This window comes from Janthinobacterium sp. BJB301, from assembly GCF_002735685.1.
Taxonomy (GTDB): Bacteria; Pseudomonadota; Gammaproteobacteria; order Burkholderiales; family Burkholderiaceae_D; genus Janthinobacterium; species Janthinobacterium lividum.
This window is the reverse complement of sequence record NZ_PDZJ01000001.1, coordinates 895830-921981: the sequence shown is the minus strand read 5'-3', so window position 1 is coordinate 921981 and position 26152 is coordinate 895830. Positions and strand designations below refer to the sequence as shown.

Sequence of the window (26152 nt, the reverse complement as noted above, 5' to 3'; positions counted from 1 at the left end):
CTTGACTGGATGCACGATGCAGCGTCTTAGCGCCCTTACCGACCTCTTGCGGCATCTGCTGAAATGGCTGCTGCTGGCCTTTGTTGTGGCCGTGCTGGCGGGATCGGCTTCGGCCGGCTTCCTGTTCGCCCTTGAATGGGCAACCGCTACGCGGCGGGCGCACGCCTGGCTGATCTGGCTGCTGCCCGTGGCGGGCTTTGCCGTCGGCTGGCTGTATTTGCGTTATGGCAGCAGTGTCGAAGGCGGCGCGAACCTGCTCATCGATGAAATCCACGACCCGAAAAAAATCATCCCCTTGCGCATGGCGCCGCTGGTGCTGGGCGGCACCGTCATCTCGCATTTGTTTGGCGCTTCCGTCGGGCGCGAAGGCACGGCCGTGCAGATGGGCGGCGCCCTGGCCGACCAGCTGACCCGTATGTTTCGCCTGAACAATGAAGACCGCCGCATCGTCCTGATGGCCGGCATCAGCGCCGGCTTTGCCTCCGTCTTCGGCACGCCGCTGGCGGGCGCCATCTTCGGCCTGGAAGTGCTGGCCATCGGCCGCTTGCGCTACGAAGCCATGCTGCCCTGCCTGCTAGCTGCCGTCATCGCCGACCAGGTGGGCTTGCTGTGGGGGCAGTTATTCAACATTCACCACACGCATTACGCCGTGCCTTTGATCCCCGCCCTCTCCGCCTGGACCTTGTCCGCCATGGTGATCGCTGGCGTGCTGTTCGGCGTGACCGGTAACGTGTTTGCGCAGGCCACGCACGGCTTGAGCGGGCTGATGAAGCGCTGGATCAGCTACGCCCCGCTGCGCCCCCTGGCCGGCGGCGTGATCATCGCCATCGCCGTGTGGCTGATCGGCACGGACCAGTATATCGGCCTGGGCATCCCCACCATCGTCGACGCGCTCAAGGAACCGCTGCCGGCATACGATTTCCTGGCCAAGATGGCGTTTACCATCGTCTCGCTGGGCACGGGATTCAAGGGCGGCGAAGTGACGCCATTGTTCTTCATCGGCGCGACCCTGGGCAATGCGCTGGGCCCGCTGCTGCACCAGCCCGTCACCTTGCTGGCCGCCGTCGGTTTCGTTGCCGTCTTCGCCGGTGCCGCCAATACGCCGATCGCCTCGACCCTGATGGCCATGGAACTGTTCGGCGCCGAGATCGGCGTGTACGCAGCCATCGCCTGCGTCGTGGCCTATCTGTTTTCCGGCCACGCGGGCATTTACCGGGCACAACGGGGCGGGCATGCCAAGCGCACCGTCCACAAGGATATCGACACATGACACAGAATATCTACGACAACGACGCCTTCTTTACCGGCTACAGCCAGCTGCCCCGCTCCGTCGGCGGACTCGACAGCGCCCCCGAATGGCCAGCCCTGCGCGCCATGCTGCCGGAGATACAAGGAAAAAGCGTGCTCGACCTGGGCTGCGGCTATGGCTGGTTCTGCCGCTGGGCAGCCGACGCTGGTGCGGCGCAGGTGCTGGGCGTGGACGTGTCGGAAAAGATGCTGGCGCAGGCATGCAGCATGGGTGAGCACGCGGCGGTCGACTATGCCCGGCTGGACCTGGAACAACTGGCCCTGCCGCCCGCCAGCTACGACCTCGTCTACAGTTCGCTCGCGTTTCACTACATCGAGGATTTCACCACCTTGCTGGCTGCCATCCGCCACGGCTTGAAACCGGGCGGCAAGCTGGTGTTTTCCATCGAGCATCCGATCTTCATGGCCCCGCGCCAGCCGGGCTGGCTGACGGACGCGCAAGGCAGCAAGCGCTGGCCCGTCGACAGCTACCAGCAGCAAGGCCCGCGCGTGTCGGACTGGCTGGCGCCAGGCGTGATCAAGCAGCACCGCACCCTGGGTACGACCATCAATGCGCTGCTGCAAGCGGGTTTCCAGCTGGAACATGTGGAAGAATGGGGTCCCACCGACGCACAGGTCGCGCAGCAGCCAGCGCTGGCGGAAGAGCGGGAGCGGCCGATGCTGTTGCTGGTGGGCTGCGGCCTGCCGTAACCGCGCTGTCAGCTGGCCACATTGCGCGTAAAGCGCAAGGTGGACTCGCCGGCATTCACATAGGCATATGCTTGCGCGCTGCTGAAGACGAAAAAATCGCCCGTGCCCAGCGTTCTCGTCCCGGCCGCCAGTTCCAGCTGCAGCTCGCCTTCCAGCACGTAGATCATTTCGCTGAAGCCCGCCGGATCGGCTTGCGCATCGTAGCGCTCGCCAGGCGCCAGGCGCCAGGCCCACAGTTCCACCTGGCGGCTGGCGGGCGCGGCACCCAGCAGCACGGCCTGGTTGGCCTGCGACGCGCTTTGCCACATCAGCACGCGCAGGCTGTCGTGCGGCTGTTGCGGCGGCTGCACCAGGTCGACAAAGGCCACGTTCAGGGCGGCTGCCACATGGTCGAGGTTGGCCAGGCTGATGTTGGTGCTGCCTGCCTCGACGCCATTGACCATGCGCCGGCTCAGGCCCGACTTGCGCGCCAGCTCTTCCTGGCTGAGGCCGGCAGCCAGGCGCAAGCGCCGCAGATTGGTGGCCAGGTGTGCCAGCACGCCACCGGCCTCGGCTTGACTGCGCAATATATTGCTCCTATGATGATGGGAAATATTTTGCTCATAGCATAGCGCCCCATGAAAACACACGCAAGTCCCCCGCCCGCCTTCGGCCTGCCCGAACTGGCCCTGATCGCCATCACCTTCATCTGGGGCGGCACATTTCTCGTCGTGCAACATGCCGTGACGGTCAGCGGCCCGCTGGCGTTTGTCGCCGCCCGCTTTGCCGTGGCCGCCAGTATCGGCGCCCTGATTTGCCGGGGCCAGCTGCGCCACCTGACGAAGGCCGAATTGTTGACAGGCATGGCCATCGGCGTGAGCATCTTTGGCGGCTACGCGCTGCAAACCTATGGCTTGATGTATATCACGAGCAGCAAGTCGGCCTTCATCACGGCCTTCTATGTGCCCATCGTGCCGCTGGTGCAATGGCTGGTCTTCAAGCAGCGGCCCCACCCTGCCGTATGGGCTGCCGTCGTGCTGGCGTTCGCCGGCTTGCTGCTGCTCACCGGCACGGATGGCTTGAGCATGGGCTTCGGTACAGGCGAACTGATCACTGCCGTGGGCGCCATCGCGATTGCCCTGGAAATCATCCTCATCAGCCGCGTCTCGCCGCAATTGAACATCCTGCGCGTGACCATCGTGCAACTGGCCACGGCGTCATTGATCGCCTTGCTGCTGATGCCCGTCATGGGTGAAGCGCCACCGGTCCTCAGCAAGACTTTCATCCTCAGCGTGCTGGCACTGGGCTGCGCCAGCGCACTGATCCAATATGTGATGAACTGGGCGCAAAAGCGCATTTCCGCCACGAAAGCGACGCTGATCTACGCGGGTGAACCCGTGTGGGCCGGCGTGATCGGCCGCATCGCCGGCGAGCGCCTGCCAGCCCTGGCCATCGTGGGCGCGGTCTTGATCATTTGCGCGGGCATCCTCAGCGAGTGGCGTCCCAAGCGCCGTGTGCGCGCAGCAGGCAAGGCCATCCAGCCCTAAGGTTTATTCCACGTCCCGCCGCAGCGCAGCATCTGCATGCAGCGCCAGCGGCACGGCCCTGGCCCAGCGGTTCGACGACAGGGAAAACGTCAGCGCGCGCACCTGGTGGTACCAGCCGGCAGGCACGTACAGCATGTCGCCCGGTTCGACGATGCATTCGATCATGCTGGCCTGGCGCGCCAGGGGAAAACGTTCGAAATCGGGCGCTTCCGGGTCGAACGGTGAACCGAAGAGAATGGCGTTCGCTTCGCTGGGATAGAGAAAGACGTCGTGGTGCGGCGGCGATAAAAAGATGCGCTTGCGTCCCCACACTTGCGCGAAGATATTGTCATCGTAATCGCAATGCAAGGGCGTGACCGTACCGCCCGGCCCCACCCAGAAGCGCGGCGGGCCCATCTTGTCAAAATACGTGGGCCAGTGGCACAGGCGGTTCAGCTCGCGCAATTCCAGGTTGCCCAGGTATGGCGGCAGCGCGTACTTGCCCTCCGCCACCAGGTCCAGGTATTGCCCCATCGACATGTCCTGCATGGCGCGGTCTGCCGCGAATGCCGTGTTGATGTAGTCGCCCACGCGCGCGCGCACGGGCACGTGGCTGAATTGCTCGCGCAAGACTTCGGGTTCCAGCTTGGATAAGGGCCAGCGCTGCACCAGCCCGCGCATCAGGAAGGGCAATCCCAACGCGGCGCGCGCGCGAAAGGCGGCGGCGTCCAGCATGGCCAGGCGCGGCACCTCGGTGATGGCCGGCAAGTCACGCGCCGCCTGCTTGATGGCCTCGCGCATGGCGTCGATGGACGTGACGCCGCGCACCTGCGCATCCTTGTCCTCGCGTGCCTGCTTGCGCGCAAGGGCCGCTTCGGGCGAACTGAATTGTGCTGGCGGCCGGGGCGGCAGCGCGCGCGGCGATATGGGCGTGGCCGCAAGCGGGAGCGACACTTTCTTTTCTACGGGCATAAACCTTCTTTGCGATCAAGGCGTCGCACGACATGGCGCGACAGTGCGCCATTTTAAGCCAGCAAGGCCCGCATGACCTATTCCCCCCGACGTCTCGACACCTGACAAAACCGTCGCGAGCGGCAGTGATTTGTGGCTAAGAAGCGCAACCGTACTCCAGTACGGTGAGCATCGCAGGCCGCAAAGCGCGACGCGCAGCAGGTTTGGTCAGGTGTCCTCAGACAGGGGTCTTGAATATCGGATCGACGATGAACTGCTGCGCCTTGATGCGCAAGGTGCGCTCTTCGTCCAGCTCGGCGCGCGTTTCGCCCAGCTCTTCGCGTTCCGCTTCCAGTTCCAGGCGCGCGGCCGCCAGTTCCGTTTCCACGCGCGTCAGGCTTTCCAGCTTCAACTGGGCCTGGATCAGTTCGGCACGCGCCGCTTCGGCCGCTTCTTCCAGGCGCGGGATGCCTTCGAGCTTGAATTGCGCCTTGGCCAGATCCATGCGTGCCTGCTCGGCCGCCTCTTCCAGGCGCGGCAAGCCTTCCAGGCGCAGTTGCGCCTTGGCCAGGTCCGTGCGGGCCTGGTTCGCCACTTGCCGTTCGCGCTCGAGCTCCTCGCGCAAGGTTTCCAGCTCGCCCGCCTGCAGGTCGAGCAACTCTTGCTGGCGCTCGTTCTCGCTGGCCAGGTCCATCAATTCCTGTTGATTGTCATTCATCTCGGCTTCATGCGCGCTGTGGCTGGCGCTTAATTCCTGTCCTACATAATCGAGGATGGCTTGCTGCAGCACGGGCGACAGTTCGGCGGCGGCAGCGATCTGGCGTTGCGCGCCTGCCTTGCGGCGCAGCAAGAGCTTGCTGATGGTGCCCAGGCAGGCGCCGTTGCCCAGCCGTTCGCGCAAGGCGCGTACCGTGATGGCCTGGCCTTCGCCCGCCATCGCTTCCATTGCCGCATTGATCTGTTCCGCGCTTACTTTTGCCATGTCGTGTACTCTTGAATGTTGCCCAGGGCAATCTTGCCCAGGGGCATTATCTTATGCCAGCGGCGGCAAAGCGTAAAGTATTTCTCAATAGAAATTGCAATTACACAACGGAACTTGTGCAAGCATGCGGCTTGGGATGCTTTACTCTTCGAGCAGGCCATTTTCCGTGAGCATATCCTGCACCAGTTCCAGGCGCAGTACGGGATTGTCCTGGCTCAGCAACAATTGCTTTTGCATGGCGCTCAGGGACAGCAGCTCGCACCAGCGGTTTGCCACCCAGCCGCACTCGTCGAGCCGGTATGGCGGCTGCAAGGGCATTTGGTCGGGCGGGATCTTTTGCTCCTGCAAGGTGCGGATCAGCGCGCCGAGCGCGTCGGCTACGTTCTGCTGCTCTTGCGGAATGGGAATGGTTTTATCGGGCGGTAAAGTTTCGACCTGCGCCATCCACAAGCCGTGCTTCAGCTGTTCGCTGGAAACGATGTGAAAGCGCTGCATGCCCATGCATTTGATTTGCAGCAAGCCGGACAAGGGCGCGGCCCAGTCAATGACGCGCGCCAGGGTGCCCACGGGCGCCAGGGTTTCCTGATGGCCCGGCTTGCGCACTTCCGTGCCATCCAGCAGCTGCACCACGCCGAACGGCTGCTCGCCCATGATGCATTTGCGTATCATGTCCAGATAGCGTACCTCGAAGATCTGCAGGGGCAGATAGCCATCGGGATACAGCACCGTATTGAGCGGGAACAAAGGTATCGAGGTCATAAGCGCATGATGGCACGAATGGCATATCCGTGCTGCGCGCCTGGCGTCCCTGATTATTTGTAGAAGCGCCTTTTCTTGGCCCGCTCCGCCGCCTTCGGCGCCAGCACTTTCACGGCCTTCTTCTGGATGGTGCCGCCGGCGGAGGTACCCGGCACGCGGTGCTCCGCCTCGAAACCGGGCTCTTCGTTGCGTTTCAGCGTTTGCCGGGTCAGCGCTTCCACGGCCGACAGCAGCTCCACTTCATCGGCGCACACAAGCGAAATGGCTGCACCCGAAGCGCCCGCGCGGCCCGTGCGGCCGATGCGGTGGATATAGTCTTCCGCCACGGTGGGCAAGTCGAAATTGACGACGACGGGCAATTGGTCGATATCGAGGCCACGGGCGGCCACGTCGGTAGCCACCAGCACCTGCACCTCGGCAGATTTGAAGCGGGCCAGCGCGCGCAGGCGGTTCGGCTGCGTCTTGTCGCCATGAATGGAATCGGCACGCACGCCCTGCTCCAGCAAGGTGTTCACCAGCAGCTCGACACCCTTGCGCGTCTTGACGAAGACCAATACCTGGCCCCAGCGCATTTTCTTCAGCAAGTGCAGGAACAGTTCCGGCTTGCGCTTCTTGTCGCACACGATGACCGATTGCTTGACGGCCTTGACGGTGCTGTTGCGCGCGCTCACCTCGACCGAGACGGGATCCTTCAGCATGGTTTTCGCCATGGCGCGGATGGCGTCCGAGAAGGTGGCCGAGAACAGCAGGGTCTGGCGCTGCTTGGGCATGGTCATCAGCAATATATCGAGCTCGCGCTCGAAGCCCAGATCCAGCATGCGGTCAGCCTCGTCCAGCACCAGCGTCTGCACTTGCTCGAACTTGACGGCGCCCTGCGTCTGCAAGTCCAGCAAGCGGCCCGGCGTGGCCACCAGCACGTCGAGGCCCTTGCGCAATTTGCTGATCTGCGGCTCGATGGGTACGCCGCCATACGCGACAAAGCTGCGCAGCGGCAAGTTACCGCCATAGCTGCGGAAGCTGGCATAGACTTGCTCGGCCAGTTCGCGCGTGGGCACGAGCACCAGCACGCGCACGCACTGGGGCGCCACCACGCCTTCCAGGGTCAGGCGCTGCAGCAGCGGCACGGCAAAGCCGGCCGTCTTGCCCGTGCCCGTCTGGGCGGCGGCCATCAGGTCGCGCCCGGCCAGCACGGCAGGAATCGCTTGCGCCTGCACGGGCGTGGGCTTGGCATAGCCGAGCTCATCGAGTTTGCGGACCAGGGGATCGATCAGGCCGAGGGAGGAAAACGTCATGGGAAAAGCAATCTTGGCAAAGGAAAAGGTGGCGCGCACGGACCGGCCGCGCGCGCGATTGCCGAGATTATAGGCCAGCGGGGAGGCTGGCCGGGGTTTTCAGTGCAGGAACGTCACCATCAGAACTTCATTTCCAGGGTGGCGCGCGCCTGCGGCGAACTTGGTGAAATGCTGTTGCGGGTAATCGTGCCGCTGGCATCCGCATACGTGGTGGTGCTTTCGAAGTCTTGCGCCAGCAGGTTCGACACGGCCAGGCGCAGCTGGTTCTTCGCATCGAACTTCCACAGCGCATAAATATCGAGGTCGCGCCGCGGCGACGTATAGGCACTCTGGCGCTCGGTGATGCGCACGGGGCCGCCGTTGCGGAAATTGAAACTGCCGCCCGTGGTCAGCACGCCATCGGGCGTCTTGTAGTCGAGGCCGAAGTTGCCGCTGATGGGCGTTTGCTGGTCAAGCCGGTTGTCCGGTCCCGGCACCTGCTCCACCTGCGACCAGTTGCGGCTGACGCTGGCGCGCAGGTCGATGGCCGGCACAGGCGCGGCCAGCACGGCGCGCAGCGGGAACTTCGCTTCCAGTTCCAGTGTCTGTGTATTGGCGCGGCCATCGTTGACGGGCGTGGAGACCCAGCGGTCATTGATGAACAGCAAGCCCTGGCGCGTGTAGCCATCGATACGGCGGGCCGAGGCGCGCGCGCTGAGCAAGGCGCCTTCGGCCCAGTAGTGCTCGTACGAAACATCGATGCCCAGCGCCAGCTCCGGTTTCAGATACGGATTGCCTTCGCGGTCAGGGTCCGTCTGGCTATTGTTGGTCGAAGTATTGCGGCGCGGAATCAGGCTTGACGTGGGCTGCGCCTTGTAGGTGCGCGTCAGGGCCAGGCGTACCTGGTCGCCCTTGGTATCGGGCAACTTCCACACGGTTTGCAGCAGCGGGCTCCACACGCTGGTGCGCTGCTGTACTTCGTCATAGGTGTCGCCCGCGCTGCGCGTGTCAATGCCTTCCCAGCGCACACCCGCATACATGGACCAGCGCGGCGTGATTTCCCAGTCATCCTGCACGAACACGGCCAGGCGCTTGATCGTGGCGTCGAAACCTTCGTCGCTGTTGACGGGCGGACGCGCGCCCAAGGTGCCCAGGGCCGCTTCGCGCTGGCGGCGCGATTCCTCGCGCTCCGTGTAGGCGCCATCCCAGCCCATCGACAGGGCATGGCCGGGCAGCAGGGGCGTAGAATACTTGCCGGTCGAACTGACGCCGTTTTCCGTCGCCTTCACGCCCACCTTGCGCTCGAGGGCAAGGCCACTGCCATCGATAAAGCCCTGCTGCAGGCTGTCGGACGTATTGCGGGCGGTCGAGGCGCCGACTTTCAGTTCCAGCCTGGCGCCGCCGGCCAGCTTGTGCATCCACGTCAGGTCGCTGCGGCCGAAGGCATTGTGGTTGCTGGAGCTGCCCGTATTGCTGTCGTAGTCGGGGCGCACGCCCTGCTCCGTTTCCGCGCGGCTGAAATTGCGGTGGTTCGAGCGCCCGCCATTGAAAAAGAATTGCGCCGTCACATTGTCGCCGTTGGCCAGCACCCAGTTCAGGCGCGGCGACAGGTTGATGCCTTCCGGACGGCCATCGCCCGTGCCGTTCGTGCGGCGCAGCAGGTTTTGCCGGCCGTCGGGCGCGTAGCCCAGCTCCAGCCCGGGATTATCGTAATGGTAGTCGTAGCGGAACAGCGAGCCGGCCAGCGAATACGAGAAATTGCCGTCGCGGTCGGACAATTGCACGTTGACGCTGGGCGAAAAGCTCACGTCGCTGCCCTGCACGCCCAGCTTGAGCTCGCGCTGCGCCGTCTTGACGGCCTTTTTCAGCACCACGTTGATGGTGCCGGCAATCGACTGCGTGCTGTATTCGGCGCTGGCCGCATGCAAAATCTCGATGCGTTCGATTACGTCGGGCGACAAAGTGTCGAGCGAGAAACCGGCCGGCGCCCGCTCGCCATTGAGCAATATCTGCGTGTAGCCGCTGCCCAGTCCGCGCATGCGGATTTCGCCGCCCGAGCGTCCGGCCGCGCCGGAAACGGTAATACCGGGCAGGCGCTTGAGCACGTCGGTGACATTCGTGTCGCCATACTTGAGGATTTCCTCGCTGCCGACGACCATCTTACTGGCCGTATCGTCGCGGCGCGGATCATAGCCGCTGCCCTTGACTTCGACGGTTTGCATGGCGGGCGCGGCTGGTTTGTCCGCCTTGAGCGGCACAGAGGGGGCAACAGCAGCGGCATCAGCGGCGGGCGTTTCGGATTGCTGGGCCTGGGCATTCCAGGCAAGTAACACGGAGGAACAAAGGATGGTAAGGCGAAGGCAACGGCGTGGCATCATGACCTGGCTAAAAAAGTTGGCTGAATAAAAATGGCTAAAAGCTAAAAAACAGGCCGCTGTATTGTGCTGTAATTTTTTCCGAGTGACACAGTTTCCTGAAAATATTTCCTATGGCAAATTAAATTCGGCGGCCGGCTGCACTACGCCCCCTTGCATACGGTACATATCATTGCGCGCCACATCGCCGCTATAATGCGTTTTCATCATTGTTCCCATCACCCCGTCAAAGGCTTCCCATCGTGTCTGACCGTCTTGCCGTTTTGCCTCAATATCTGCTGCCCAAGGGAGCGTTGACCAATTTTGCCGGCCGCGTCGCCGGTGCCAAGGGCGGCGCCATGACGACGCGTTTGATCCGCTGGTTCGTCGGCCGCTACAACGTCAACATGGATGAGGCGCTGGACCCGGACATCACGCATTACACGAGTTTCAACGACTTTTTCACGCGCGCGCTGCGCCCCGATGCGCGTCCGCTGGCCCAGGCCGACTACGTCTGCCCCGTCGATGGCCGCATCAGCCAGTTCGGCACGATCGACAGGGACCAGATCTTCCAGGCCAAGGGCCACAGCTTCAGCACCACGGCCCTGGTGGGCGGCGATGCGGCACTGGCGGCCCAGTTCGAACACGGCAGCTTCGCCAATCTGTACCTGAGCCCGCGCGACTACCACCGCATCCACATGCCCTGCGACGGCCGCCTGACGCGCATGATTTATGTGCCCGGTGAACTGTTCTCCGTCAACCCGACGACGGCGCGCGGCATCCCCGGCCTGTTCGCCCGCAACGAGCGGGTCGTCTGCGTGTTCGATACGGCCAACGGCCCCTTCGTCATGACCCTGGTGGGCGCCACCATCGTCGGCAGCATGGCCACCGTCTGGCACGGCGTCGTCAACCCGCCCCGCACAGGCCAGGTACGCGACTGGAGCTATGCGAACGACAATGTCGTGCTGAAGCAGGGCGAAGAGCTGGGCCGCTTCCTGCTCGGTTCCACCGTCGTCATGCTGTTCCCGAAAGATACCGTGACGTTCAATGCCAACTGGCAACCGGCCGGGCCCGTGCAGCTGGGCGAAGTCATGGGCAAGCTGCCCAAGTAAGGCAGCAAGACGCGCACCTACACGGGCGCGTCGGTTTGGTACATTTCCTCCATCAAGTCCAGAAATGCGCGCGTCTTGGCCGGCATCAAACGCCGGCCGGGAAACACGGCCCAGCCCGTGACCAGCGGAAAACTCCACTCCGGCAAAACCCGCACCAGTTCCCCCGTCGCCACATACGCCTTGGCAAAGCGGTCCGTGCTGGCCGCGATGCCCACGCCCGTGCACGCCATGCGCACCAGCAATTCCGGCGAATTGGCCAGCAGGCGCACGGGCAAATCGCGCTCCCACGTCGTCTTGCCGCGGATCAAAGTCCAGTGCACGAGGCCATGCACGGCCCGTGGCAAGCTGAGCAAATCGTGGCCATACAGATCGTCGGGATGCTCGGGCAAGCCGTGCACGCTCGTGTATTGCGGCGAGGCATACAGGGCGAGCGTACTGAACGCCACGCGGCGCGCGGCCAGGCTGGCGTCGTCTGGCAAGTTGCCCATGCGGATGGCCAGGTCGAAGTTCTCTTCCAGCAAATCCACGCGGCGCGCCGACAAGTCCAGTTCCAGCGAAATGGCCGGATAGCGGCGCACGAACTCGGCCAGCACCTGGCGCATCAGGGTGTCGCCAAAGTCGGCCGGCATGGAAATGCGCAGCAAGCCGCTGGGTCCTGCCTGGCGGTGCTGTGCCAGCGCGCCGGCCGCCTCCGTTTCTTCCACCACCTTGCGCGCATGCTCGAGCAGGCTGGCGCCAAACTCCGTCAGCGCCAGCTTGCGCGTGGTGCGCAGCAATAGGCGTTCGCCCAATTTCGCTTCCAGCAGCGAGATGCGCCGCGACAGGGTCGACTTGGGCAAGTCCACGCGCACGGCGGCGCGCGAGAAACTGCCACATTCGACGACGCGTGCAAACAGCAGCAAATCTCCGGGATCGATATCCATATTTACCTTTAACTCGATTGTTCCACTGGTGGATTAATGTTATCCATTTTAACGGCTTCCGCATCAATTTTGGAATTGCTATAGTTCATCCATCGCAAGACACCTCACAACGGAGAAAACAAGATGAACATCCTGCAAATCAATTCCAGCGCCCGCAGCACCGGTTCCGCCTCGACCCGCCTGGCTGACGCCATCGTTACCCGCGTACAAGCGGCCAACCCCGGCGCTACCCTGGCCCGCCGCGACCTGGCTGCCGCACCGCACCCCGTGCTCGACGAGCCGACCCTGCAAGCGTTGTTCACCCCGGCAGACAAGCGCACGCCGGAGCAAGCGGCCCGCATCGCCCTGGACGATGCGCTGATTGCGCAAGTGCAAGCGGCTGACGTGATCGTCATCGGCGCGCCGATGTACAACTTCGGCATCACCGTGCAACTGAAAAGCTGGTTCGACGCGATTGCCCGCGCCAACGTCACCTTCAAGTACACGGAAAACGGCCCCGTGGGCCTGCTGACCGGCAAGAAAGTCTACGTGGGCCTGTCCCGCGGCGGCTTGCACCGCGACAGCGCCAACGATAGCCAAGTGCCTTACCTGAACACCATGTTCGGTTTCCTGGGCCTGACCGACGTGCAATACGTGTATTCGGAAGGCATGGGCATGGGTCCGGAAGCCGTGGCCAAGGCACAAGCCCAGGCGGACGCCGAAATCAACGCCATCCTGGTGTAATCCCAGCAGTGAAAGGGACGGCGCACTGGCGCCGTCCTGGCCTAGAGGAGAGAACAATGAGCGACATCACCACCGTCAACAAGCCACGCGCCGTCGAGCGCGTGATTGCCGGCCAGGCCGTCATGGATGGCGCCGGCGTGAAGATCAACCGCGTGCTGACGCAGCAGCTGCAACGCCGCCTCGACCCGTTCCTGATGCTCGACAACTTTGCCAGCGACAAGCCGAACGACTATATCGCCGGCTTCCCCGAGCATCCGCACCGCGGTTTCGAGACCGTGTCGTACATGATCACGGGGCGCATGCGCCACAAGGACAGCGCGGGCCACGAAGGCTTGCTGAGCTCGGGCGGCGTGCAATGGATGACGGCCGGCAGCGGCGTGATCCACTCGGAAATGCCGGAACAGGAAGAAGGCGTGATGGAAGGTTTTCAGCTGTGGCTGAACCTGCCCGCGCGCGACAAGATGCGCACGCCGTGGTACCGCGACTTCGACAGCAGCGAAATCCCCCGCTACACGACGGACGCGGGCGTGACCGTGCAAGTGATCGCAGGCGAGAGCCATGGCGTGACGGGCGCCGTGCAGCGCGAGCTGACGGAACCGCTGTACCTCGACATCGACTTGCCGGCCGGCGCCAGCTTCGAGCAGCCATTGCCGCCAGGCCATAACGCTTTCATCTACACCTTCCGTGGCGAAGTGCAGGTCGACGGCAAGGCCGTGCCCGCACTGCGCATGGCGATCTTCGCCAACACGCCGGGCAGCGACGGCGTGCGCATCGAGGCGCCGCAAGGCGGCCGCGTAATCCTCGTCGCCGGCCAGCCCTTGAACGAACCCATCGCGCAATATGGCCCGTTTGTCATGAATACCCAGGCGGAAGTATTCCAGGCCGTACAGGATTTTCGCGAAGGCAAGTTTGGCGAGACGGCCGTGCAGTAAAGTTGTCTGCCTCATCAAAAACCTGCAGTGCCTCCGGGCCTGCAGGTTTTTTTACGTGCCGACTACTTTGTTGCTTTTCAATTACACTGGCGGCAACATCATTCCACAAAGCATTCCATGCAACCGACGCACACCGAACACGACGCCACCCATTTGCACGCCCACCTGAAAGGCGACGCCAAGCACACCCACTCGTTCGAGGGGCGCAGCCAGAGCATCCTCGCCTGGGCGCTGGGCCTGACCTTGTCATTTGCCGGCATCGAGGTGGCGGCCGGCTTCCTGTCCAATTCGCTGGCCCTGATTTCCGACGCGGGCCACATGGTCACGGACGCGGCCGCGCTGGGCCTGGCACTGCTGGCGCAACTGATCGCGCGCCGCCCTCCTTCGCCCCGCCACTCGTTCGGCTTTGGCCGCGCCGAAGCGCTGGCCGCCTTCGTCAACGGCCTGGCCATGCTGTGCGTGGTGGGCTGGATCTGCTATGAAGCCGCGCTGCGCTTTTCCTCCCCGCAACCCGTAAAGGGCGGCATGGTCTTCATCGTTGCCTTCATCGGCCTGGCGATCAATATAGTCGTGGCGTGGGTATTGTCGAAAGACAAGCAAAGCGTGAACACGCGCGCCGCCCTCGTGCACGTGATGGGCGATTTGCTCGGTTCGGTCGCCGCCATCGTCGCCGGCGCCGTGATTTACTTTACAGGCTGGATGCAGATCGACCCGCTGCTGTCCGTGCTGGTGTCCCTGCTGATTTTAAAGTCGACATTCGGCGTGCTGCGCGAGTCCTACCATTTCCTGATGGAAGGCGTGCCCATGCATATCGACTACATCCAGGTGGGCGCTGACGTGGAGCAGGTGGATGGCGTGATCGCCGTGCACGACCTGCATGTGTGGGATATGTCGCCGGGCCAGCCGGCCCTGATCGGCCACGTGGAAATCGAACACCTCGACCATTGGCCGAAGGTCTTGCGGGCGATCAAGAAGATGTTACTGAGTAAGCATGGCATCGACCACATCACCTTGCAGCCGGAGACGGCGGCGATGGCGGGCTTGCATCAGGGTGACAAGACCCACTCGCACGGAATTCAACAAACGTCACAACGCCTGACAAAACCGTAGCGAGCGGAAGGTAGAGGTGGTCGAGAAGCGCAACCGTACTAAGTACGGGGGCGCCGAGCCGGTGAGCATCGCAGGCCGCCTATACCGACGCGCAGTAGGTTTGGTCAGGCGTCAACTACGTCGCGCTTCCAGCACCCCACTGACATCCTTGATCACATTCAGCGCCTTCAACAACTGCGCCGTCGAACTGATCTCGGCCGTAAAGGTCATGCGGGCCTGGCCCTTGGCGCTTTGGGTATTCACGCCGATCACGTTGATCTTTTCGCGCGAGAAGATTTCGGAGATGTCGCGCAGCAAGCCCTGGCGGTCGCCGGCCAGGATGAAGATATCGACCGGATACACGGTGTCGTGCCCGCCCGTGCTGCCCCATTCCGTGAAGATCACGCGCTCGGGCGACTTGGCGCGCATTTCCTCGAAGTTCTTGCACGTGGCGCGGTGGATGGAGACGCCCTTGCCGCGCGTCACAAAACCGACGATGCTGTCCGGCGGCGCCGGCTTGCAGCACTTGGCCAGCACCGTCATCAAGCCTTCCGTCCCCACCACCAGCACGCCGGACTTGGCGCCCTGCTCCACGCTGGAAGCGCGGCTCTTGCCGACCAGCACGGCGTCTTCCGGCACCACCACTTCGCCATTGTCGTGCAGCGCCTGCTCCACATGGCGCAGGCTGAATTCATCCTTGCCGACAGACAGGAACAGTTCGTCGACCTTGGCAAAGCCCAGCTTTTGCGCCAGCGCCTCGAGGTTGACGGCCGTCTTGCCTTCGCGCTGCAAGGATCTCTCCACCAGCGCGCGGCCGTGGGCCAGGGTTTCCTGCATGTCGATGGCGTGGAACCAGGCACGGATCTTCGAGCGCGTGCGCGTGCTGACGGCGTAGCCGGCGCTGAGCCAGTCGCGCGACGGCCCGGCCGTGCCCGGTGCGCCCTTGGCCGTGATGATTTCGCAGGTCTGGCCGTTTTTCAGCTGGGTATTCAGGGGCACCATGATGCCGTCGACCTTGGCGCCGCGGCAGCGGTGGCCCACGTCCGTGTGCAAGTGATACGCAAAATCGACGGGCGTGGCGCCCACGGGCAATTCCAGCACCCGCGCCTGCGGCGTCATGACGAAGATGCGGTCGTCCAAGGTGGCGGATTTCAGCTTTTCCACCCATTCGCGCTGGATTTCTTCCTGGCCCACGACGGCGTCGGCGACCTCGGTTTTCCAGGCCAGCAGCTGGCGCAGCCAGGCGATCTTTTCGTCGTATTTCTGGCCGGCAAAGTTCGAACCGCCCTCTTCCTTGTAGCGCCAGTGCGCCGCCACGCCGTATTCGGCAAAGCTGTGCATTTCATTCGTGCGGATTTGCACTTCCAGCGGACGGCCATCCTCGGCCGTCACCACCGTGTGCAGCGACTGGTAACCGTTCGGTTTCGGCCGCGAAATGTAATCGTCGAATTCTTTCGGGATGGGGGTCCAGATATTGTGGACCACGCCCAGCACCGTGTAGCAAGTCTTCACGTCGGCAACGATGACGCGGAAGGCGCGCACATCGTACAGGGCCGTGAAATCGAGTTCCTTGCCGCGCATCTTGTTCCAGATGCTGTAAATGTGTTTCGGGCGGCCAAACACTTCCGCCTGGATACCGGCCGAGGCCAGCTCCGTCTGCAGGCGCAGAATCGCCGAGGACACGAAGCCCTCGCGCATCATGCGCTTTTCTTCCAGCATCTTGGCGATGCGTTTGTACGCTTCCGGCTCGATGAAGCGGAACGACAAGTCTTCCAGCTCCCACTTCAGCTGCCAGATACCGAGGCGGTTGGCCAGCGGCGCGTACAGGTCCAGGGTTTCCTTGCCGTACTCGCGCGTCATTTCATTGAACAATTTCAACTCGGCGAAATAGCGCAAGGTCGTCACGCAGGAAGCCAGGCGCACCAGCACGACGCGCATGTCGGAAGCCATCGCCAGCAACATCTTGCGCAGGGTTTCCACCTGGGCCACGGCTTGCTGCGCCGCATTCTTGCCGCGCCCGCCAGCGCTGCCGTGCTGCGCCTGGGTCAGCGCGCGCAAGCGGATCAGCTGGCGCACGCCTGTCGCCAGGTCGCACACCTGCTTGCCGAAGCGCGGCTCGATGTCGGCCGCCGTGTCCGGTTCCAACAGGGTCAGCTCGAACATCAGGCCGGCGATACGCGTTTCCGCATCGCTGCGCAGGAAAGCCAGGGTGGTGGCCACGCCGACGGCGAAGTCCAGCGCGGAGCGGCCGGCAAAGGTCAGCTTGTCGCCATACGCTTCGGTGGCATACGCGAGCGCGTCCAGCACGCGCGCACTGTCCGGCGCACTCAAGCCCTCTACCAGTTGTTCCGAGGTGACGCTATTCGGGGCCGAGATGGAAACCATGTATTACCTTTTAAACTTAATAACTCAACAACTTGATGACTTAACGTTCTGCAGCGATGATGACGATTTCAACCAGGCATGCCGGATTGGCCAGCTTCGCTTCCACCGTGGCGCGCGGCGGCGTGTGGCCGGAAGCCACCCAGTCGTCCCACACTTCATTCATGCCGGGAAAATCCTTCATGTCGGCGATGTAGATCTGGCACGACAGGATGCAAGTCTTGTCGCTGCCCGCTTCCATCAGCAGACGGTCGACATGGCCGAGCACTTCGCGCGTCTGGCCGACGATACCCTGCGTGGTGTCTTCCGCGATCTGGCCCGCCAGGTAGATGGTGTTGTTGTGTATGGCTACTTCGGAGAGGCGTTTGCCTACGTGCAGTCGTGTAATTTCCATGCTTCTTCTTTCGGTTGTTTCAAAATCTGTACAGCGTTATTGCTTGTTGCCTTCTTATTTGCCCAGCAAAAACTTGCGGGCGATGGCGATCTGGTCATCGTGGACAAAAGTGGGCGCATGGCCCACGCCGGCGATTTCCACCAGCTCCGCCTTCGGGCCGCGGCCCAGCATGCTTTGCGCCGTTTCGTGCGACAGCAGATCGGATTCCGACCCGCGCACCAGCAAGGTGGGGCAACGCACGGCATCATACGCGGCCCACAGCATGGCTTCGTCGCTGGCCGCCGATTCCGGCGTGGCCGAGCGAAACGGCATGGCCAGTCCCATATCATAGTGGCGGCGCCAGTGACCATCCTTATCCTGACGCAACACATCCACCGCCAGTTTATGCCATTCCGCGTCCGTGTGCGGGCCGAAGCTGGCGGACACGTCGCGCACGAACTTGGCGCCCTGTTCAAATGTCTCGAAACGCAAGTCCTGGCCGATGTAGTCGCCGATGCGCTGCAAGGCTTCCGGCGCCAGGGTCGGGCCGATATCGTTCAGCACCAGCTTGCTGATCGGGCTGTTCGGCAACGATGCCAGGCCCAGGCCGATCAAGCCGCCCATCGACGTACCGAACCAGTCCACCGTCTGGCGCTCGCCATTGGCCAGCACGCGCGCCAGCAGGGTCACCATGTCGCTCACATATTGCGGCACGCGGTAGAACTGGGGATTGGCCAGCCAGCCCGAGCGCCCGCGTCCCACCACATCGGGGCAGATCACGCGGTAATCGCTGGCCATGGCGCGCGCCAGGTTGTCGAAGTCGTCCGCCACGCGCGTCACGCCGTGGGCGCAGACGAGCACGTTCGGATTGTCCGCCGCGCCCCACTCCTTGTACGACATGGTGTGCAAGCCTGCGGGGGAGATGCACTGGACGGATTTGATGCTCGCTTCGATCATGCCAATTCCTTATTCGATATAAAAAGAGCACCGCTTCCTGCCTGCCATGGGGTGTCCCGCGCGCGACGCTACGGCAGTGTAGCGCAGCGCGGGCAATGCTCCAAGCGCACGCCTGAAATGCTGCGGCGCAGCACGCCAGCCATGGCGCAATACCCGATATAGCGAAAATGCATATCTGCGGTTATCCACAATTGAGGCGGCCTGGCAATGAGTGGATGATCGCAGCATCAACCCGCAAGAGGAGACCACTCGTGAAAAAACCATTCTATAAAATCCTGTACGTGCAGGTGCTGTTCGCCATCGTGGCCGGCGTGCTGCTGGGCGTGTTCTACCCTTCCAACGCTGTCGACATGAAACCGCTGGGCGACGGCTTTATCAAACTGATCAAGATGATCATCGCCCCGGTGATCTTCTGTACCGTCGTCTCCGGCATCGCCGGCATGCAGGACGTCAAGAAGATCGGCCGCGTGGGCGGCAAGGCCCTGATCTACTTCGAAGTGGTCTCCACCTTCGCGCTGGCCATCGGTTTGCTGGTTGCCAACATCCTCAAACCGGGCGCCGGCTTCAACGCCGATCCGGCCCACCTGGACGCCAAGTCGATCGCGCAATACACGCACGCCGAAGGCATGACGACCATCGATTTCCTGATGAACATCATCCCGAAGACTTTCGTCGATGCGTTCGCCAAGGGCGACATCCTGCAAGTGCTGCTGATCGCCATCCTGTTCGGCTTCTCGCTGTCCCTGCTGGGCGAGCGCGGCCGTCCCGTCACCAAGCTGATCGACGAGCTGTCGCACGCCATCTTCGGCATGGTCAACATCATCATGAAAGTCGCCCCTGTCGGCGCGTTCGGCGCGATGGCATTTACCATCGGCAAATACGGCCTGGCTTCGCTGATCCCGCTGGCTAAACTGATGGGTTCGTTCTACCTGACCTGCTTCCTGTTCGTCTTCGTCGTGCTGGGCCTGATCGCCAAGTACACGGGCTTCTCGATCGGCCGCTTCTTGCTGTACATCAAAGAAGAACTGCTGATCGTGCTCGGTACCAGCTCGTCGGAATCGGCCCTGCCGGCCCTGATGAAAAAACTCGAGCGCCTCGGCTGCTCGAAACCGGTGGTCGGCCTGGTCGTGCCTACCGGCTACTCGTTCAACCTGGACGGCACCAACATCTACATGACCATGGCGGCCCTGTTCGTGGCACAAGCCACCAACACGGAACTGACGATCTGGCAAGAGCTCACCATCCTGGGCGTGGCGATGCTGACCTCGAAAGGCGCGTCCGGCATCACGGGCGCCGGCTTCATCACCCTGGCCGCCACCCTGGCCGTGGTGCCGACCATCCCCGTGGCCGGCATGGCGCTGATCCTGGGCATCGACCGCTTCATGAGCGAATGCCGCGCGCTGACGAATTTCGTGGGCAACGGCGTGGCCACCATCGTCGTGTCGAAATGGGAAAAAGAACTGGACATGGACAAGCTGCACAGCGAACTGGCCCATCCCACCCACCCGACCGACGACGCGTACGTCGCCCCGGCCGTGAATATCGTCAAGTAAGCCGTACTCTTCATTGAAAAGCCCCGCAGAGCGATCTGCGGGGCTTTTTTCATGGCGCGCGCATCTTATCGCATCATCAACCCACAGTAAATCATGCATCAATATTTCACTTGATGATCAATGAATCAAAAATAATTACAGTTACAACACTGTTCGCCCGCAAGCTCCCGCATAATGACATTGCGTTAATGCAAGCCTGACACCGAACCATCCTCACTTTTGAATGGAGTACGTCATGTCCCTCTCGCCCGCCTTCTACGCCACCTGGAGTCCACGCCTGCTGGGCGTGCTGCGCATCATCCTCGGTTTCCTCTTCCTGCAACACGGCACGGCCAAACTGTTCGGCGCGCCGCATGTGGCAATGTTCGACGGCCTGCAACTGTTTTCCGTGATGGGGGCGGCCGGCGTCATCGAGCTGGTCGGCGGCACCTTGCTGCTGGTCGGCCTGTTTACGCGCCCCGTCGCCTTCATCCTGTCGGGCCAGATGGCGGCCGCCTACTTCATGGCGCATGCGCCAGCCGGTTTCCTGCCGATCCTGAACGGTGGCGAAATGGCCGTGATGTACTGCTTCACCTTCCTGTATTTCGCGGCAGCGGGCGGTGGCGCCTACAGCCTGGACGGGCTGCGCGGTAAGACCGGCGCATAAAAAAAGGGCGGACATCGCTGTCCGCCCTTTTATTCCATACAACAAGCCATTTATACGGCCGACACGTCCAGCTCAGCGCCCGTGGCCTCTTGCACTTGTTCCTTGGTCACGCCCGGCGCCAGTTCCACCAGTTTCAGGCCGTTTTCCGTCACGTCGATGACGCCCAGGTCGCTGATGATGACGTCGACCACGCCCACGCCCGTCAGTGGCAAGTCGCACTGCTTCAGCAGCTTGTGCGACGTCGTGCCATCCTTGGCCGTGGCCACGTGTTCCATCAGCACGACGACGCGCTTGACGCCGGCGACGAGGTCCATCGCGCCGCCCATGCCCTTGACCATCTTGCCCGGAATCATCCAGTTCGCCAGGTCGCCCTTTTCCGACACTTGCATGGCGCCCAGGATGGCCAGGTTGATCTTGCCGCCACGAATCATGCCAAACGAATCAGCCGAGCTGAAGTAGGCTGCGCCCGGCAAGGCCGTCACCGTCTGCTTGCCCGCGTTGATCAGGTCCGCATCGACCTCATCGTCCGTGGGGAACGGGCCGATGCCCAGCAAGCCGTTTTCCGACTGCAGGAACACTTCGATATTCTCCGGCACATAGTTCGCCACCAGGGTCGGCAAGCCGATGCCCAGGTTCACATAAAAGCCATCCTGCAATTCTTTCGCCGCGCGCGCGGCCATTTCGTCTCTAGTCCAAGCCATGATGTTCTCCGTATTCTTTTTTATGCTTCAGTGCGCACGGTGCGCTGCTCGATGCGTTTTTCCGGGTTCGCGTTGACCACGATGCGGTGCACGAAGATGCTCGGCGTGTGGACCTGGTCCGGGTCGATCTCGCCCACTTCAACCAGTTTTTCCACTTCGACGATGGTGATCTTGCCGGCCATGGCCACGTTCGGGTTGAAATTGCGCGCCGTCTTGCGATAGACCAAATTGCCCGCGCGGTCGGCCATGTAGGCTTTCACCAGCGACACATCGGCCACCAGGCTGCGTTCCATCACGTATTGCTCGCCATCGAATTCGCGCAGCTCCTTGCCGTCGGCAACGATGGTGCCCACGCCCGTCTTGGTGAAGAAGGCGGGAATGCCCGCGCCGCCGGCCCGCAGTTTTTCGGCCAGGGTGCCTTGCGGGGTGAATTCCAGTTCCAGCTCGCCAGCCAGGTACTGGCGCGCGAATTCCTTGTTTTCGCCCACATAGGAGGCGATCATTTTCTTGATCTGGCGCGTGGTCAGCAGCTGGCCCAGGCCGAAGCCATCCACGCCGGCGTTATTCGAAATGGCCGTCAGGCCCGTCACGCCCGAATCGCGCAAGGCGCCGATCAGGGCTTCGGGAATGCCGCACAGGCCGAAGCCGCCGACGGCGATGGTCTGGCCATCTTGGACGATACCGGCCAGCGCCGAGGCGGCGTCAGGATAAACTTTATTCATGGGTGTCCCTCTATCTTTTGTTAAGCTTTGGTCTTGAGTCCATGACTCAGGCAGCGACTCAGCATAAAATACGCGAGTGGAAAGTACAATACCGTAGAACTACCGGCGCCGTGCCGGCAATCCCCCTGTGAGAGTGATACGTATCAGATGAACGCCGCGTCAGCCATCGATTATGAAAGCATCTTCCTGCACGCGCCCGTGGGCATGTGCATGTCGGAAAACCGCATCATGCGCAGCTGCAACGAAGCGCTGGCAGCCATGTTCGGCTATGCGCGCGCCCAGCTGGACGACCAGTCGTTCGAAGTACTCTACCCCACGCACGATGAATTCCTGCGCACGGGTGACCGCATCATCCCCATCATGAACGCCAAGGGACGCTATTCGGACGAGCGCATCATGCGCCGCAGTAATGGTGAATTGTTCTGGTGCCACGTCACGGGCCACGCCATGCTGGCCGCACAGCCGCTGGGGCCGGGCATCTGGACGTTCGAGGATGTCAGCGAAAAACGTCCCGTGACGGCGGAGCTGACCCCGCGCGAGCGCGAAATCGCCGCCCTGCTGGTCGAAGGCAAGACCAGCAAGGTCATCGCCCGCCAGATCGACCTCAGCCCCCGCACGGTGGAAATGCACCGTGCCAAGCTGATGCGCAAGTTCGCCGCTTCGACCTCGTCGGAGCTGGTGCACAAGCTGGTGGGGTTGCAGCTGCAGCGCTAGGGCTGCAGCGCAAGCCGGTGCCTTAGAAGGTACTCATTCCACCGTCTGCAGAAATAATGGCGCCATTGATGAAATGCGAATCCTCGCCCGCCAGCAACAGCAGCAGGCCGTCGAGGTCTTCCGGCTTGCCCGGACGTTTATTCGGCAGCATTTCGATCAGCTTCTTGCCCTGCTCGGTGGCAAAGTAATCTTCATTGATTTCCGTGGAAATATAGCCGGGGCAGATGGCGTTCGTGTTGATGCCGTACTTGCCCCACTCCACCGCCATGGCGCGCGTCATGTGCACCATGCCCGCCTTGCTCATGCAGTACACGCCGATCTGCGGCAGCACCTGCAAGCCTGCCATCGAGGCGATATTGATGATGCGGTGCTGTTTCTTCGGGTCGCCCTTGGCGCGCGCGATCATGCGCTTGGCCGTTTGCTGGGCCACGAAGAACGATCCGCGCAGGTTGGTGTCCATCACGAACGAGTAATCTTCGGGCGTGACGTCGACCAGGCGTTGCGTGGTGGAGACACCGGAATTGTTGACGAGGATATCGATGGGGCCCGCTTCCGTTTCCGCATGCGCGATGGCCGACTTGATGCTGGCGAAATCGGTCACATCGAGCGACACCACGTGCGCGGCGCCGCCGTCCGCTTCGATCTCGGCGCGCAATTCCTTCAGGCGTTCGGTGCGGCGCGACGCCAGCACGACCTGTGCGCCAGCCTGGGCCAGCACTTTCGCAAAGCGCGCGCCGAGGCCGCTCGATGCGCCGGTAATCAGGGCAATCTTGCCCTCGAAATTGACTTCTATGCCCACGAGCTACTCCTGTTTTATTTTAGATAACACTTTACGCCGTGCCACTGGCACAGGGGCAAAATACCCCGCATCGCACTTGAGCAAAGGTAAACGCCATCATTACACAAAATGGCCGGATTTAGATTGCGGCGAGGGGCAATGTCACGCAAAATGGCGCCAAAGTTGCAATCCTCGTCAAAAACAAGCACACTCGTGCTTAAATTTCCCCGATGATGCTTTATTCCCTATCCTTGCTACCTAATTGAGTGACTATAAATCGAGACCATGACACAGCCTAATAACTTAGTTGAACAGTACGGACCGCGCGAAACCATGGAGTATGACGTGGTGATCGTCGGCGGTGGCCCCGCAGGCTTGGCCGCGGCGATCCGCCTGAAGCAGCTGGCCGCTGAAAAGAGCCAGGAAGTGTCCGTCTGCGTGCTGGAAAAAGGCGGCGAACTGGGCGCGCATATCCTGTCGGGCGCCATCATGGACCCGAAAGCGCTGACGGAACTGATTCCAAACTGGAAAGAACTGGGCGCGCCCCTGAACACGGAAGTGACGGAAGACCGCATCCTGTTCCTGACCGAAACCAAAGCGTATAAAACGCCAGGCTTCGCCGTGCCGGCCTGCTTTGAAAACCACGGCAACTACATCGTCTCGCTGGGCAATGTGGTGCGCTGGATGGGCCAGCAGGCGGAAAACCTGGGCGTGGAAATATTCCCCGGCTTCCCTGCCGCGGAAATCCTCTACAACGACGACGGCTCCGTGAAAGGCGTGGCGACCGGCAACATGGGCGTCAAGCGCGATGGCGAACCGGGCCCCGACTTCCAGCTGGGCATGGAATTGCATGCCAAGTACACCCTGTTCGCCGAAGGCGCGCGCGGCCACCTGGGCAAGCAATTGATGGCCAAGTATGACTTGAACGCCGGCAAGGACCCGCAGTCCTACGGCATCGGCATCAAGGAATTGTGGGAAATCGACCCGGCCCAGCACAAGCCGGGCCTGGTGATCCACTCGAGCGGCTGGCCGCTGGACACGAAGACCTACGGCGGCTCCTTCCTGTACCACCTGGAAAACAACCAGGTGATGGTCGGCTACGTGGTGGGCTTGAACTACGAAAACCCGTACCTGTCTCCGTACGAGGAATTCCAGCGCTACAAGACGCATCCGGAAATCCGCAAGTTCTTCGAAGGCGGCAAGCGCATTTCGTACGGCGCGCGGGCGATTGCGGCCGGCGGCCTGCAATCGCTGCCAAAACTGGTGTTTGCCGGCGGCGCGCTGATCGGCTGCGATGCGGGCTTCCTGAACATGAGCCGCATCAAGGGCAGCCACGCGGCCATCAAGAGCGGCATGCTGGCGGCGGACGCGGCCTTCGGCGCGTTGGGCGAACAGCGCCAGCACGACGAACTGACGAGCTACCCTGTCGCCTTTGAACAATCGTGGCTGCATGAAGAGCTGCACGTGGCGCGCAACGTCAAGCCATGGCTGTCGAAAGGCCTGTACTTGGGCAGCCTGATGACGGGCATCGACCAGCTGATCTTCCGCGGCAAGGCGCCGTGGACCCTGCACCACTCGCATGGCGACCACGAATGCCTGAAACCGGCCGCCCAGTCGAAAAAGATCGTGTATCCGAAACCCGATGGCAAGCTGACCTTCGACAAGATGTCGTCCGTGTTCATCTCGAACACGAACCACGCGGAAGACCAGCCGATCCACCTGACGTTGAAGAACGCCAGCGTGCCCGTCGACGTCAACCTGGCCACGTACGCGGGTCCGGAAGCCCGTTACTGTCCCGCCGGCGTGTACGAGTTCGTGAAGAACGACGACGGCGCCGAACGCCTGCAGATCAATGCGCAGAACTGCGTGCACTGTAAAACCTGCGACATCAAGGATCCGACGCAGAACATCGTGTGGGTGACACCGGAAGGCGGCGGCGGGCCGAACTATCCGAACATGTAGACCCGTAGTCTGGCGTGCCTTGCCGCTAAGTCAACGGCAAGGCATGCAGCGCGACCTTACAGATACTTGTCGCCGGCCAGGCGGCCGCGTATCGTTTTTGCCGGCGCGCCATAACTGACGCACAAATCGGCCACGGGCCGCGTCACCACGGCACCGGCACCGACCACGCAATGGCTGCCAATACGCATGCGCTGCAGCAGCAAGGCGCCCATACCCAGGGCGCTGCAGGTGCCAATGAAGCAGCTGCCGCCTGTCGCAGCAGCAGGCGCCAGGCTGGAAAATGCTTCCATCACAGAATCGTGATCCAGCGAGGCGCGCGTATTGACGATACAGCCCTGCCCGACGTCGCAACCGGGATTGATCACTGCCCCCGCCATCACCACGCTACCCGCACCGATGCGCACGACCCTGGCGACGCTTGCCTGCGGATGCACGGCGCTGACGAATGGCAGTTGCGGGCACAATGCCGCCACGCGAGCTGTCACGCCTGCCCGTACAAAGTTGTCGCCAATGGCCACTATCACCCCTGCCACGGCGAGCTGTTCCACCAGCACCGGCAAATCAGACTCGGCGCCAAGGACGCGATAGCCCGAGGTTTCCTCGCCAACCGCGCGAAACGCATCGATCAAGCCAGCAATGCGAAACAACCCCTGTCGTTCGACGACGTCAATCACGACCTTCGCATGGCCCGATGAGCCGATTATCAAAATGTTGTGCATATTCGAGCTAAAAAGTGAACGATATCGGGCAGCAGCCATCCTTCAA

At 62.3% G+C, this 26152-nt stretch carries 25 protein-coding genes; 11 read left to right on the top strand and 14 right to left on the bottom strand.

Translation table 11 applies throughout. The features are described 5' to 3' along the window. Window positions 1–16 precede the first annotated feature (16 nt). Window positions 17–1270: a voltage-gated chloride channel family protein gene (locus CSQ91_RS04190; protein WP_099387453.1), complete on the top strand. Its 1254-nt coding sequence runs from the start codon at window positions 17–19 to the stop codon at window positions 1268–1270. After that, window positions 1267–1998, top strand: a complete 732-nt coding sequence (locus tag CSQ91_RS04185) for a class I SAM-dependent methyltransferase (RefSeq protein WP_099387452.1) — start codon at window positions 1267–1269, stop codon at window positions 1996–1998. The genes CSQ91_RS04190 and CSQ91_RS04185 overlap by 4 nt, the downstream gene beginning before the upstream one ends. Before the next feature lie 8 nt (window positions 1999–2006). Here the strand turns inward: CSQ91_RS04185 and CSQ91_RS04180 are convergent, their stop codons facing one another. After that, window positions 2007–2564 (bottom strand): helix-turn-helix domain-containing protein, encoded by a 558-nt coding sequence (locus CSQ91_RS04180; RefSeq protein WP_257217213.1) that lies wholly within the window; start codon window positions 2562–2564, stop codon window positions 2007–2009. A gap of 51 nt (window positions 2565–2615) precedes the next feature. Between CSQ91_RS04180 and CSQ91_RS04175 the strand changes: the two genes are divergently transcribed. Next, window positions 2616–3524, top strand: coding sequence for a DMT family transporter (locus CSQ91_RS04175; RefSeq protein WP_099387450.1), 909 nt, complete (start codon window positions 2616–2618; stop codon window positions 3522–3524). Window positions 3525–3527: 3 nt separating this feature from the next. Here the strand turns inward: CSQ91_RS04175 and CSQ91_RS04170 are convergent, their stop codons facing one another. From CSQ91_RS04170 to CSQ91_RS04150, 5 genes are all read right to left on the bottom strand, one after another. Beyond that, complete coding sequence (locus CSQ91_RS04170) at window positions 3528–4475, bottom strand: cupin-like domain-containing protein (protein ID WP_099387449.1); 948 nt, start codon at window positions 4473–4475, stop codon at window positions 3528–3530. 217 nt (window positions 4476–4692) lie between these two features. Further along, window positions 4693–5436 carry a DNA-binding protein gene (locus CSQ91_RS04165; RefSeq protein WP_035818092.1) on the bottom strand — a complete coding sequence of 248 codons (744 nt, stop codon included), beginning with the start codon at window positions 5434–5436 and terminating at the stop codon, window positions 4693–4695. Between the two features lie 141 nt (window positions 5437–5577). Beyond that, a complete protein-coding gene (locus tag CSQ91_RS04160; protein WP_052140282.1) occupies window positions 5578–6195 on the bottom strand; it encodes an LON peptidase substrate-binding domain-containing protein in 618 nt (205 codons plus the stop codon). Between the two features lie 53 nt (window positions 6196–6248). Then, window positions 6249–7487 carry a DEAD/DEAH box helicase gene (locus CSQ91_RS04155; RefSeq protein ID WP_099388558.1) on the bottom strand — a complete coding sequence of 413 codons (1239 nt, stop codon included), beginning with the start codon at window positions 7485–7487 and terminating at the stop codon, window positions 6249–6251. A gap of 119 nt (window positions 7488–7606) precedes the next feature. Continuing rightward, entirely contained in the window at window positions 7607–9688 is a 2082-nt protein-coding gene (locus CSQ91_RS04150; RefSeq protein WP_257217212.1) for a TonB-dependent receptor plug domain-containing protein, read from the bottom strand. A 395-nt stretch (window positions 9689–10083) separates the two neighbouring features. Here CSQ91_RS04150 and asd point away from each other — a divergent pair, with 395 nt between their 5' ends. Beyond that, window positions 10084–10932 (top strand): archaetidylserine decarboxylase, encoded by an 849-nt coding sequence (gene asd, locus CSQ91_RS04145; protein WP_070257416.1) that lies wholly within the window; start codon window positions 10084–10086, stop codon window positions 10930–10932. Window positions 10933–10949: 17 nt separating this feature from the next. On the opposite strand, the gene CSQ91_RS04140 is transcribed toward asd, so the two are convergent. Continuing rightward, window positions 10950–11855: a LysR family transcriptional regulator gene (locus CSQ91_RS04140; RefSeq protein WP_034784204.1), complete on the bottom strand. Its 906-nt coding sequence runs from the start codon at window positions 11853–11855 to the stop codon at window positions 10950–10952. Between the two features lie 123 nt (window positions 11856–11978). Between CSQ91_RS04140 and CSQ91_RS04135 the strand changes: the two genes are divergently transcribed. The 3 genes from CSQ91_RS04135 (at window position 11979) to CSQ91_RS04125 (ending at window position 14620) form a co-directional block, all read left to right on the top strand. Beyond that, on the top strand, window positions 11979–12578 hold the full coding sequence (locus CSQ91_RS04135) for an FMN-dependent NADH-azoreductase (protein WP_070257417.1): 600 nt from the start codon (window positions 11979–11981) through the stop codon (window positions 12576–12578). Window positions 12579–12634: 56 nt separating this feature from the next. Continuing rightward, window positions 12635–13510 carry a pirin family protein gene (locus CSQ91_RS04130; protein ID WP_099387447.1) on the top strand — a complete coding sequence of 292 codons (876 nt, stop codon included), beginning with the start codon at window positions 12635–12637 and terminating at the stop codon, window positions 13508–13510. Window positions 13511–13627: 117 nt separating this feature from the next. Then, complete coding sequence (locus CSQ91_RS04125) at window positions 13628–14620, top strand: cation diffusion facilitator family transporter (RefSeq protein WP_052140283.1); 993 nt, start codon at window positions 13628–13630, stop codon at window positions 14618–14620. Window positions 14621–14731: 111 nt separating this feature from the next. Here CSQ91_RS04125 and CSQ91_RS04120 read toward each other — a convergent pair whose 3' ends face one another. Genes CSQ91_RS04120 through CSQ91_RS04110 form a run of 3 tightly spaced genes read right to left on the bottom strand, consistent with a single transcriptional unit; the run spans window position 14732 to window position 18311 of the window. Beyond that, window positions 14732–16984: a RelA/SpoT family protein gene (locus tag CSQ91_RS04120; RefSeq protein ID WP_034784208.1), complete on the bottom strand. Its 2253-nt coding sequence runs from the start codon at window positions 16982–16984 to the stop codon at window positions 14732–14734. Between the two features lie 40 nt (window positions 16985–17024). Further along, window positions 17025–17375, bottom strand: a complete 351-nt coding sequence (locus CSQ91_RS04115; RefSeq protein ID WP_034784210.1) for a RidA family protein — start codon at window positions 17373–17375, stop codon at window positions 17025–17027. 54 nt (window positions 17376–17429) lie between these two features. After that, window positions 17430–18311 (bottom strand): alpha/beta fold hydrolase, encoded by an 882-nt coding sequence (locus CSQ91_RS04110; protein ID WP_034784211.1) that lies wholly within the window; start codon window positions 18309–18311, stop codon window positions 17430–17432. A gap of 215 nt (window positions 18312–18526) precedes the next feature. Here CSQ91_RS04110 and CSQ91_RS04105 point away from each other — a divergent pair, with 215 nt between their 5' ends. Continuing rightward, on the top strand, window positions 18527–19864 hold the full coding sequence (locus CSQ91_RS04105) for a dicarboxylate/amino acid:cation symporter (RefSeq protein ID WP_230521989.1): 1338 nt from the start codon (window positions 18527–18529) through the stop codon (window positions 19862–19864). Window positions 19865–20099: 235 nt separating this feature from the next. Next, on the top strand, window positions 20100–20510 hold the full coding sequence (locus tag CSQ91_RS04100; protein WP_070279819.1) for a DoxX family protein: 411 nt from the start codon (window positions 20100–20102) through the stop codon (window positions 20508–20510). A gap of 50 nt (window positions 20511–20560) precedes the next feature. Here the strand turns inward: CSQ91_RS04100 and CSQ91_RS04095 are convergent, their stop codons facing one another. Next, window positions 20561–21211 carry a CoA transferase subunit B gene (locus CSQ91_RS04095; protein ID WP_070253603.1) on the bottom strand — a complete coding sequence of 217 codons (651 nt, stop codon included), beginning with the start codon at window positions 21209–21211 and terminating at the stop codon, window positions 20561–20563. A 20-nt stretch (window positions 21212–21231) separates the two neighbouring features. Beyond that, complete coding sequence (locus CSQ91_RS04090) at window positions 21232–21933, bottom strand: CoA transferase subunit A (RefSeq protein ID WP_034784215.1); 702 nt, start codon at window positions 21931–21933, stop codon at window positions 21232–21234. A gap of 147 nt (window positions 21934–22080) precedes the next feature. Between CSQ91_RS04090 and CSQ91_RS04085 the strand changes: the two genes are divergently transcribed. Further along, a complete protein-coding gene (locus tag CSQ91_RS04085) occupies window positions 22081–22647 on the top strand; it encodes a LuxR C-terminal-related transcriptional regulator (protein ID WP_034784217.1) in 567 nt (188 codons plus the stop codon). Between the two features lie 22 nt (window positions 22648–22669). On the opposite strand, the gene CSQ91_RS04080 is transcribed toward CSQ91_RS04085, so the two are convergent. Beyond that, entirely contained in the window at window positions 22670–23446 is a 777-nt protein-coding gene (locus CSQ91_RS04080; RefSeq protein ID WP_034752351.1) for an SDR family oxidoreductase, read from the bottom strand. Between the two features lie 264 nt (window positions 23447–23710). On the opposite strand from CSQ91_RS04080, the gene CSQ91_RS04075 reads away from it, so the two are divergent. Next, the gene (locus CSQ91_RS04075) at window positions 23711–25387 is read left to right on the top strand and encodes an electron transfer flavoprotein-ubiquinone oxidoreductase (protein WP_174718100.1); all 1677 of its coding nucleotides are present in this window, start codon (window positions 23711–23713) and stop codon (window positions 25385–25387) included. A 56-nt stretch (window positions 25388–25443) separates the two neighbouring features. Here the strand turns inward: CSQ91_RS04075 and CSQ91_RS04070 are convergent, their stop codons facing one another. After that, complete coding sequence (locus tag CSQ91_RS04070; RefSeq protein ID WP_099387446.1) at window positions 25444–26106, bottom strand: acetyltransferase; 663 nt, start codon at window positions 26104–26106, stop codon at window positions 25444–25446. Window positions 26107–26152: the final 46 nt, after the last annotated feature.

Bases quoted from the DNA above. Each gene is read 5' to 3' on its own strand.
- CSQ91_RS04120 (WP_034784208.1), bottom strand. From the start codon at position 16,984: ATGGTTTCCATCTCGGCCCCGAATAGCGTCACCTCGGAACAACTGGTA.
- CSQ91_RS04190 (WP_099387453.1), top strand. From the start codon at position 17: ATGCAGCGTCTTAGCGCCCTTACCGACCTCTTGCGGCATCTGCTGAAA.
- CSQ91_RS04090 (WP_034784215.1), bottom strand. From the start codon at position 21,933: ATGAATAAAGTTTATCCTGACGCCGCCTCGGCGCTGGCCGGTATCGTC.
- CSQ91_RS04110 (WP_034784211.1), bottom strand. From the start codon at position 18,311: ATGATCGAAGCGAGCATCAAATCCGTCCAGTGCATCTCCCCCGCAGGC.
- CSQ91_RS04085 (WP_034784217.1), top strand. From the start codon at position 22,081: ATGAACGCCGCGTCAGCCATCGATTATGAAAGCATCTTCCTGCACGCG.
- CSQ91_RS04095 (WP_070253603.1), bottom strand. From the start codon at position 21,211: ATGGCTTGGACTAGAGACGAAATGGCCGCGCGCGCGGCGAAAGAATTG.
- CSQ91_RS04105 (WP_230521989.1), top strand. From the start codon at position 18,527: ATGATCGCAGCATCAACCCGCAAGAGGAGACCACTCGTGAAAAAACCA.
- CSQ91_RS04130 (WP_099387447.1), top strand. From the start codon at position 12,635: ATGAGCGACATCACCACCGTCAACAAGCCACGCGCCGTCGAGCGCGTG.
- CSQ91_RS04070 (WP_099387446.1), bottom strand. From the start codon at position 26,106: ATGCACAACATTTTGATAATCGGCTCATCGGGCCATGCGAAGGTCGTG.
- CSQ91_RS04135 (WP_070257417.1), top strand. From the start codon at position 11,979: ATGAACATCCTGCAAATCAATTCCAGCGCCCGCAGCACCGGTTCCGCC.
- CSQ91_RS04175 (WP_099387450.1), top strand. From the start codon at position 2,616: ATGAAAACACACGCAAGTCCCCCGCCCGCCTTCGGCCTGCCCGAACTG.
- CSQ91_RS04075 (WP_174718100.1), top strand. From the start codon at position 23,711: ATGACACAGCCTAATAACTTAGTTGAACAGTACGGACCGCGCGAAACC.
- CSQ91_RS04160 (WP_052140282.1), bottom strand. From the start codon at position 6,195: ATGACCTCGATACCTTTGTTCCCGCTCAATACGGTGCTGTATCCCGAT.
- CSQ91_RS04185 (WP_099387452.1), top strand. From the start codon at position 1,267: ATGACACAGAATATCTACGACAACGACGCCTTCTTTACCGGCTACAGC.
- CSQ91_RS04170 (WP_099387449.1), bottom strand. From the start codon at position 4,475: ATGCCCGTAGAAAAGAAAGTGTCGCTCCCGCTTGCGGCCACGCCCATA.
- CSQ91_RS04115 (WP_034784210.1), bottom strand. From the start codon at position 17,375: ATGGAAATTACACGACTGCACGTAGGCAAACGCCTCTCCGAAGTAGCC.
- CSQ91_RS04150 (WP_257217212.1), bottom strand. From the start codon at position 9,688: ATGCAAACCGTCGAAGTCAAGGGCAGCGGCTATGATCCGCGCCGCGAC.
- CSQ91_RS04155 (WP_099388558.1), bottom strand. From the start codon at position 7,487: ATGACGTTTTCCTCCCTCGGCCTGATCGATCCCCTGGTCCGCAAACTC.
- CSQ91_RS04140 (WP_034784204.1), bottom strand. From the start codon at position 11,855: ATGGATATCGATCCCGGAGATTTGCTGCTGTTTGCACGCGTCGTCGAA.
- CSQ91_RS04125 (WP_052140283.1), top strand. From the start codon at position 13,628: ATGCAACCGACGCACACCGAACACGACGCCACCCATTTGCACGCCCAC.
- CSQ91_RS04100 (WP_070279819.1), top strand. From the start codon at position 20,100: ATGTCCCTCTCGCCCGCCTTCTACGCCACCTGGAGTCCACGCCTGCTG.
- CSQ91_RS04165 (WP_035818092.1), bottom strand. From the start codon at position 5,436: ATGGCAAAAGTAAGCGCGGAACAGATCAATGCGGCAATGGAAGCGATG.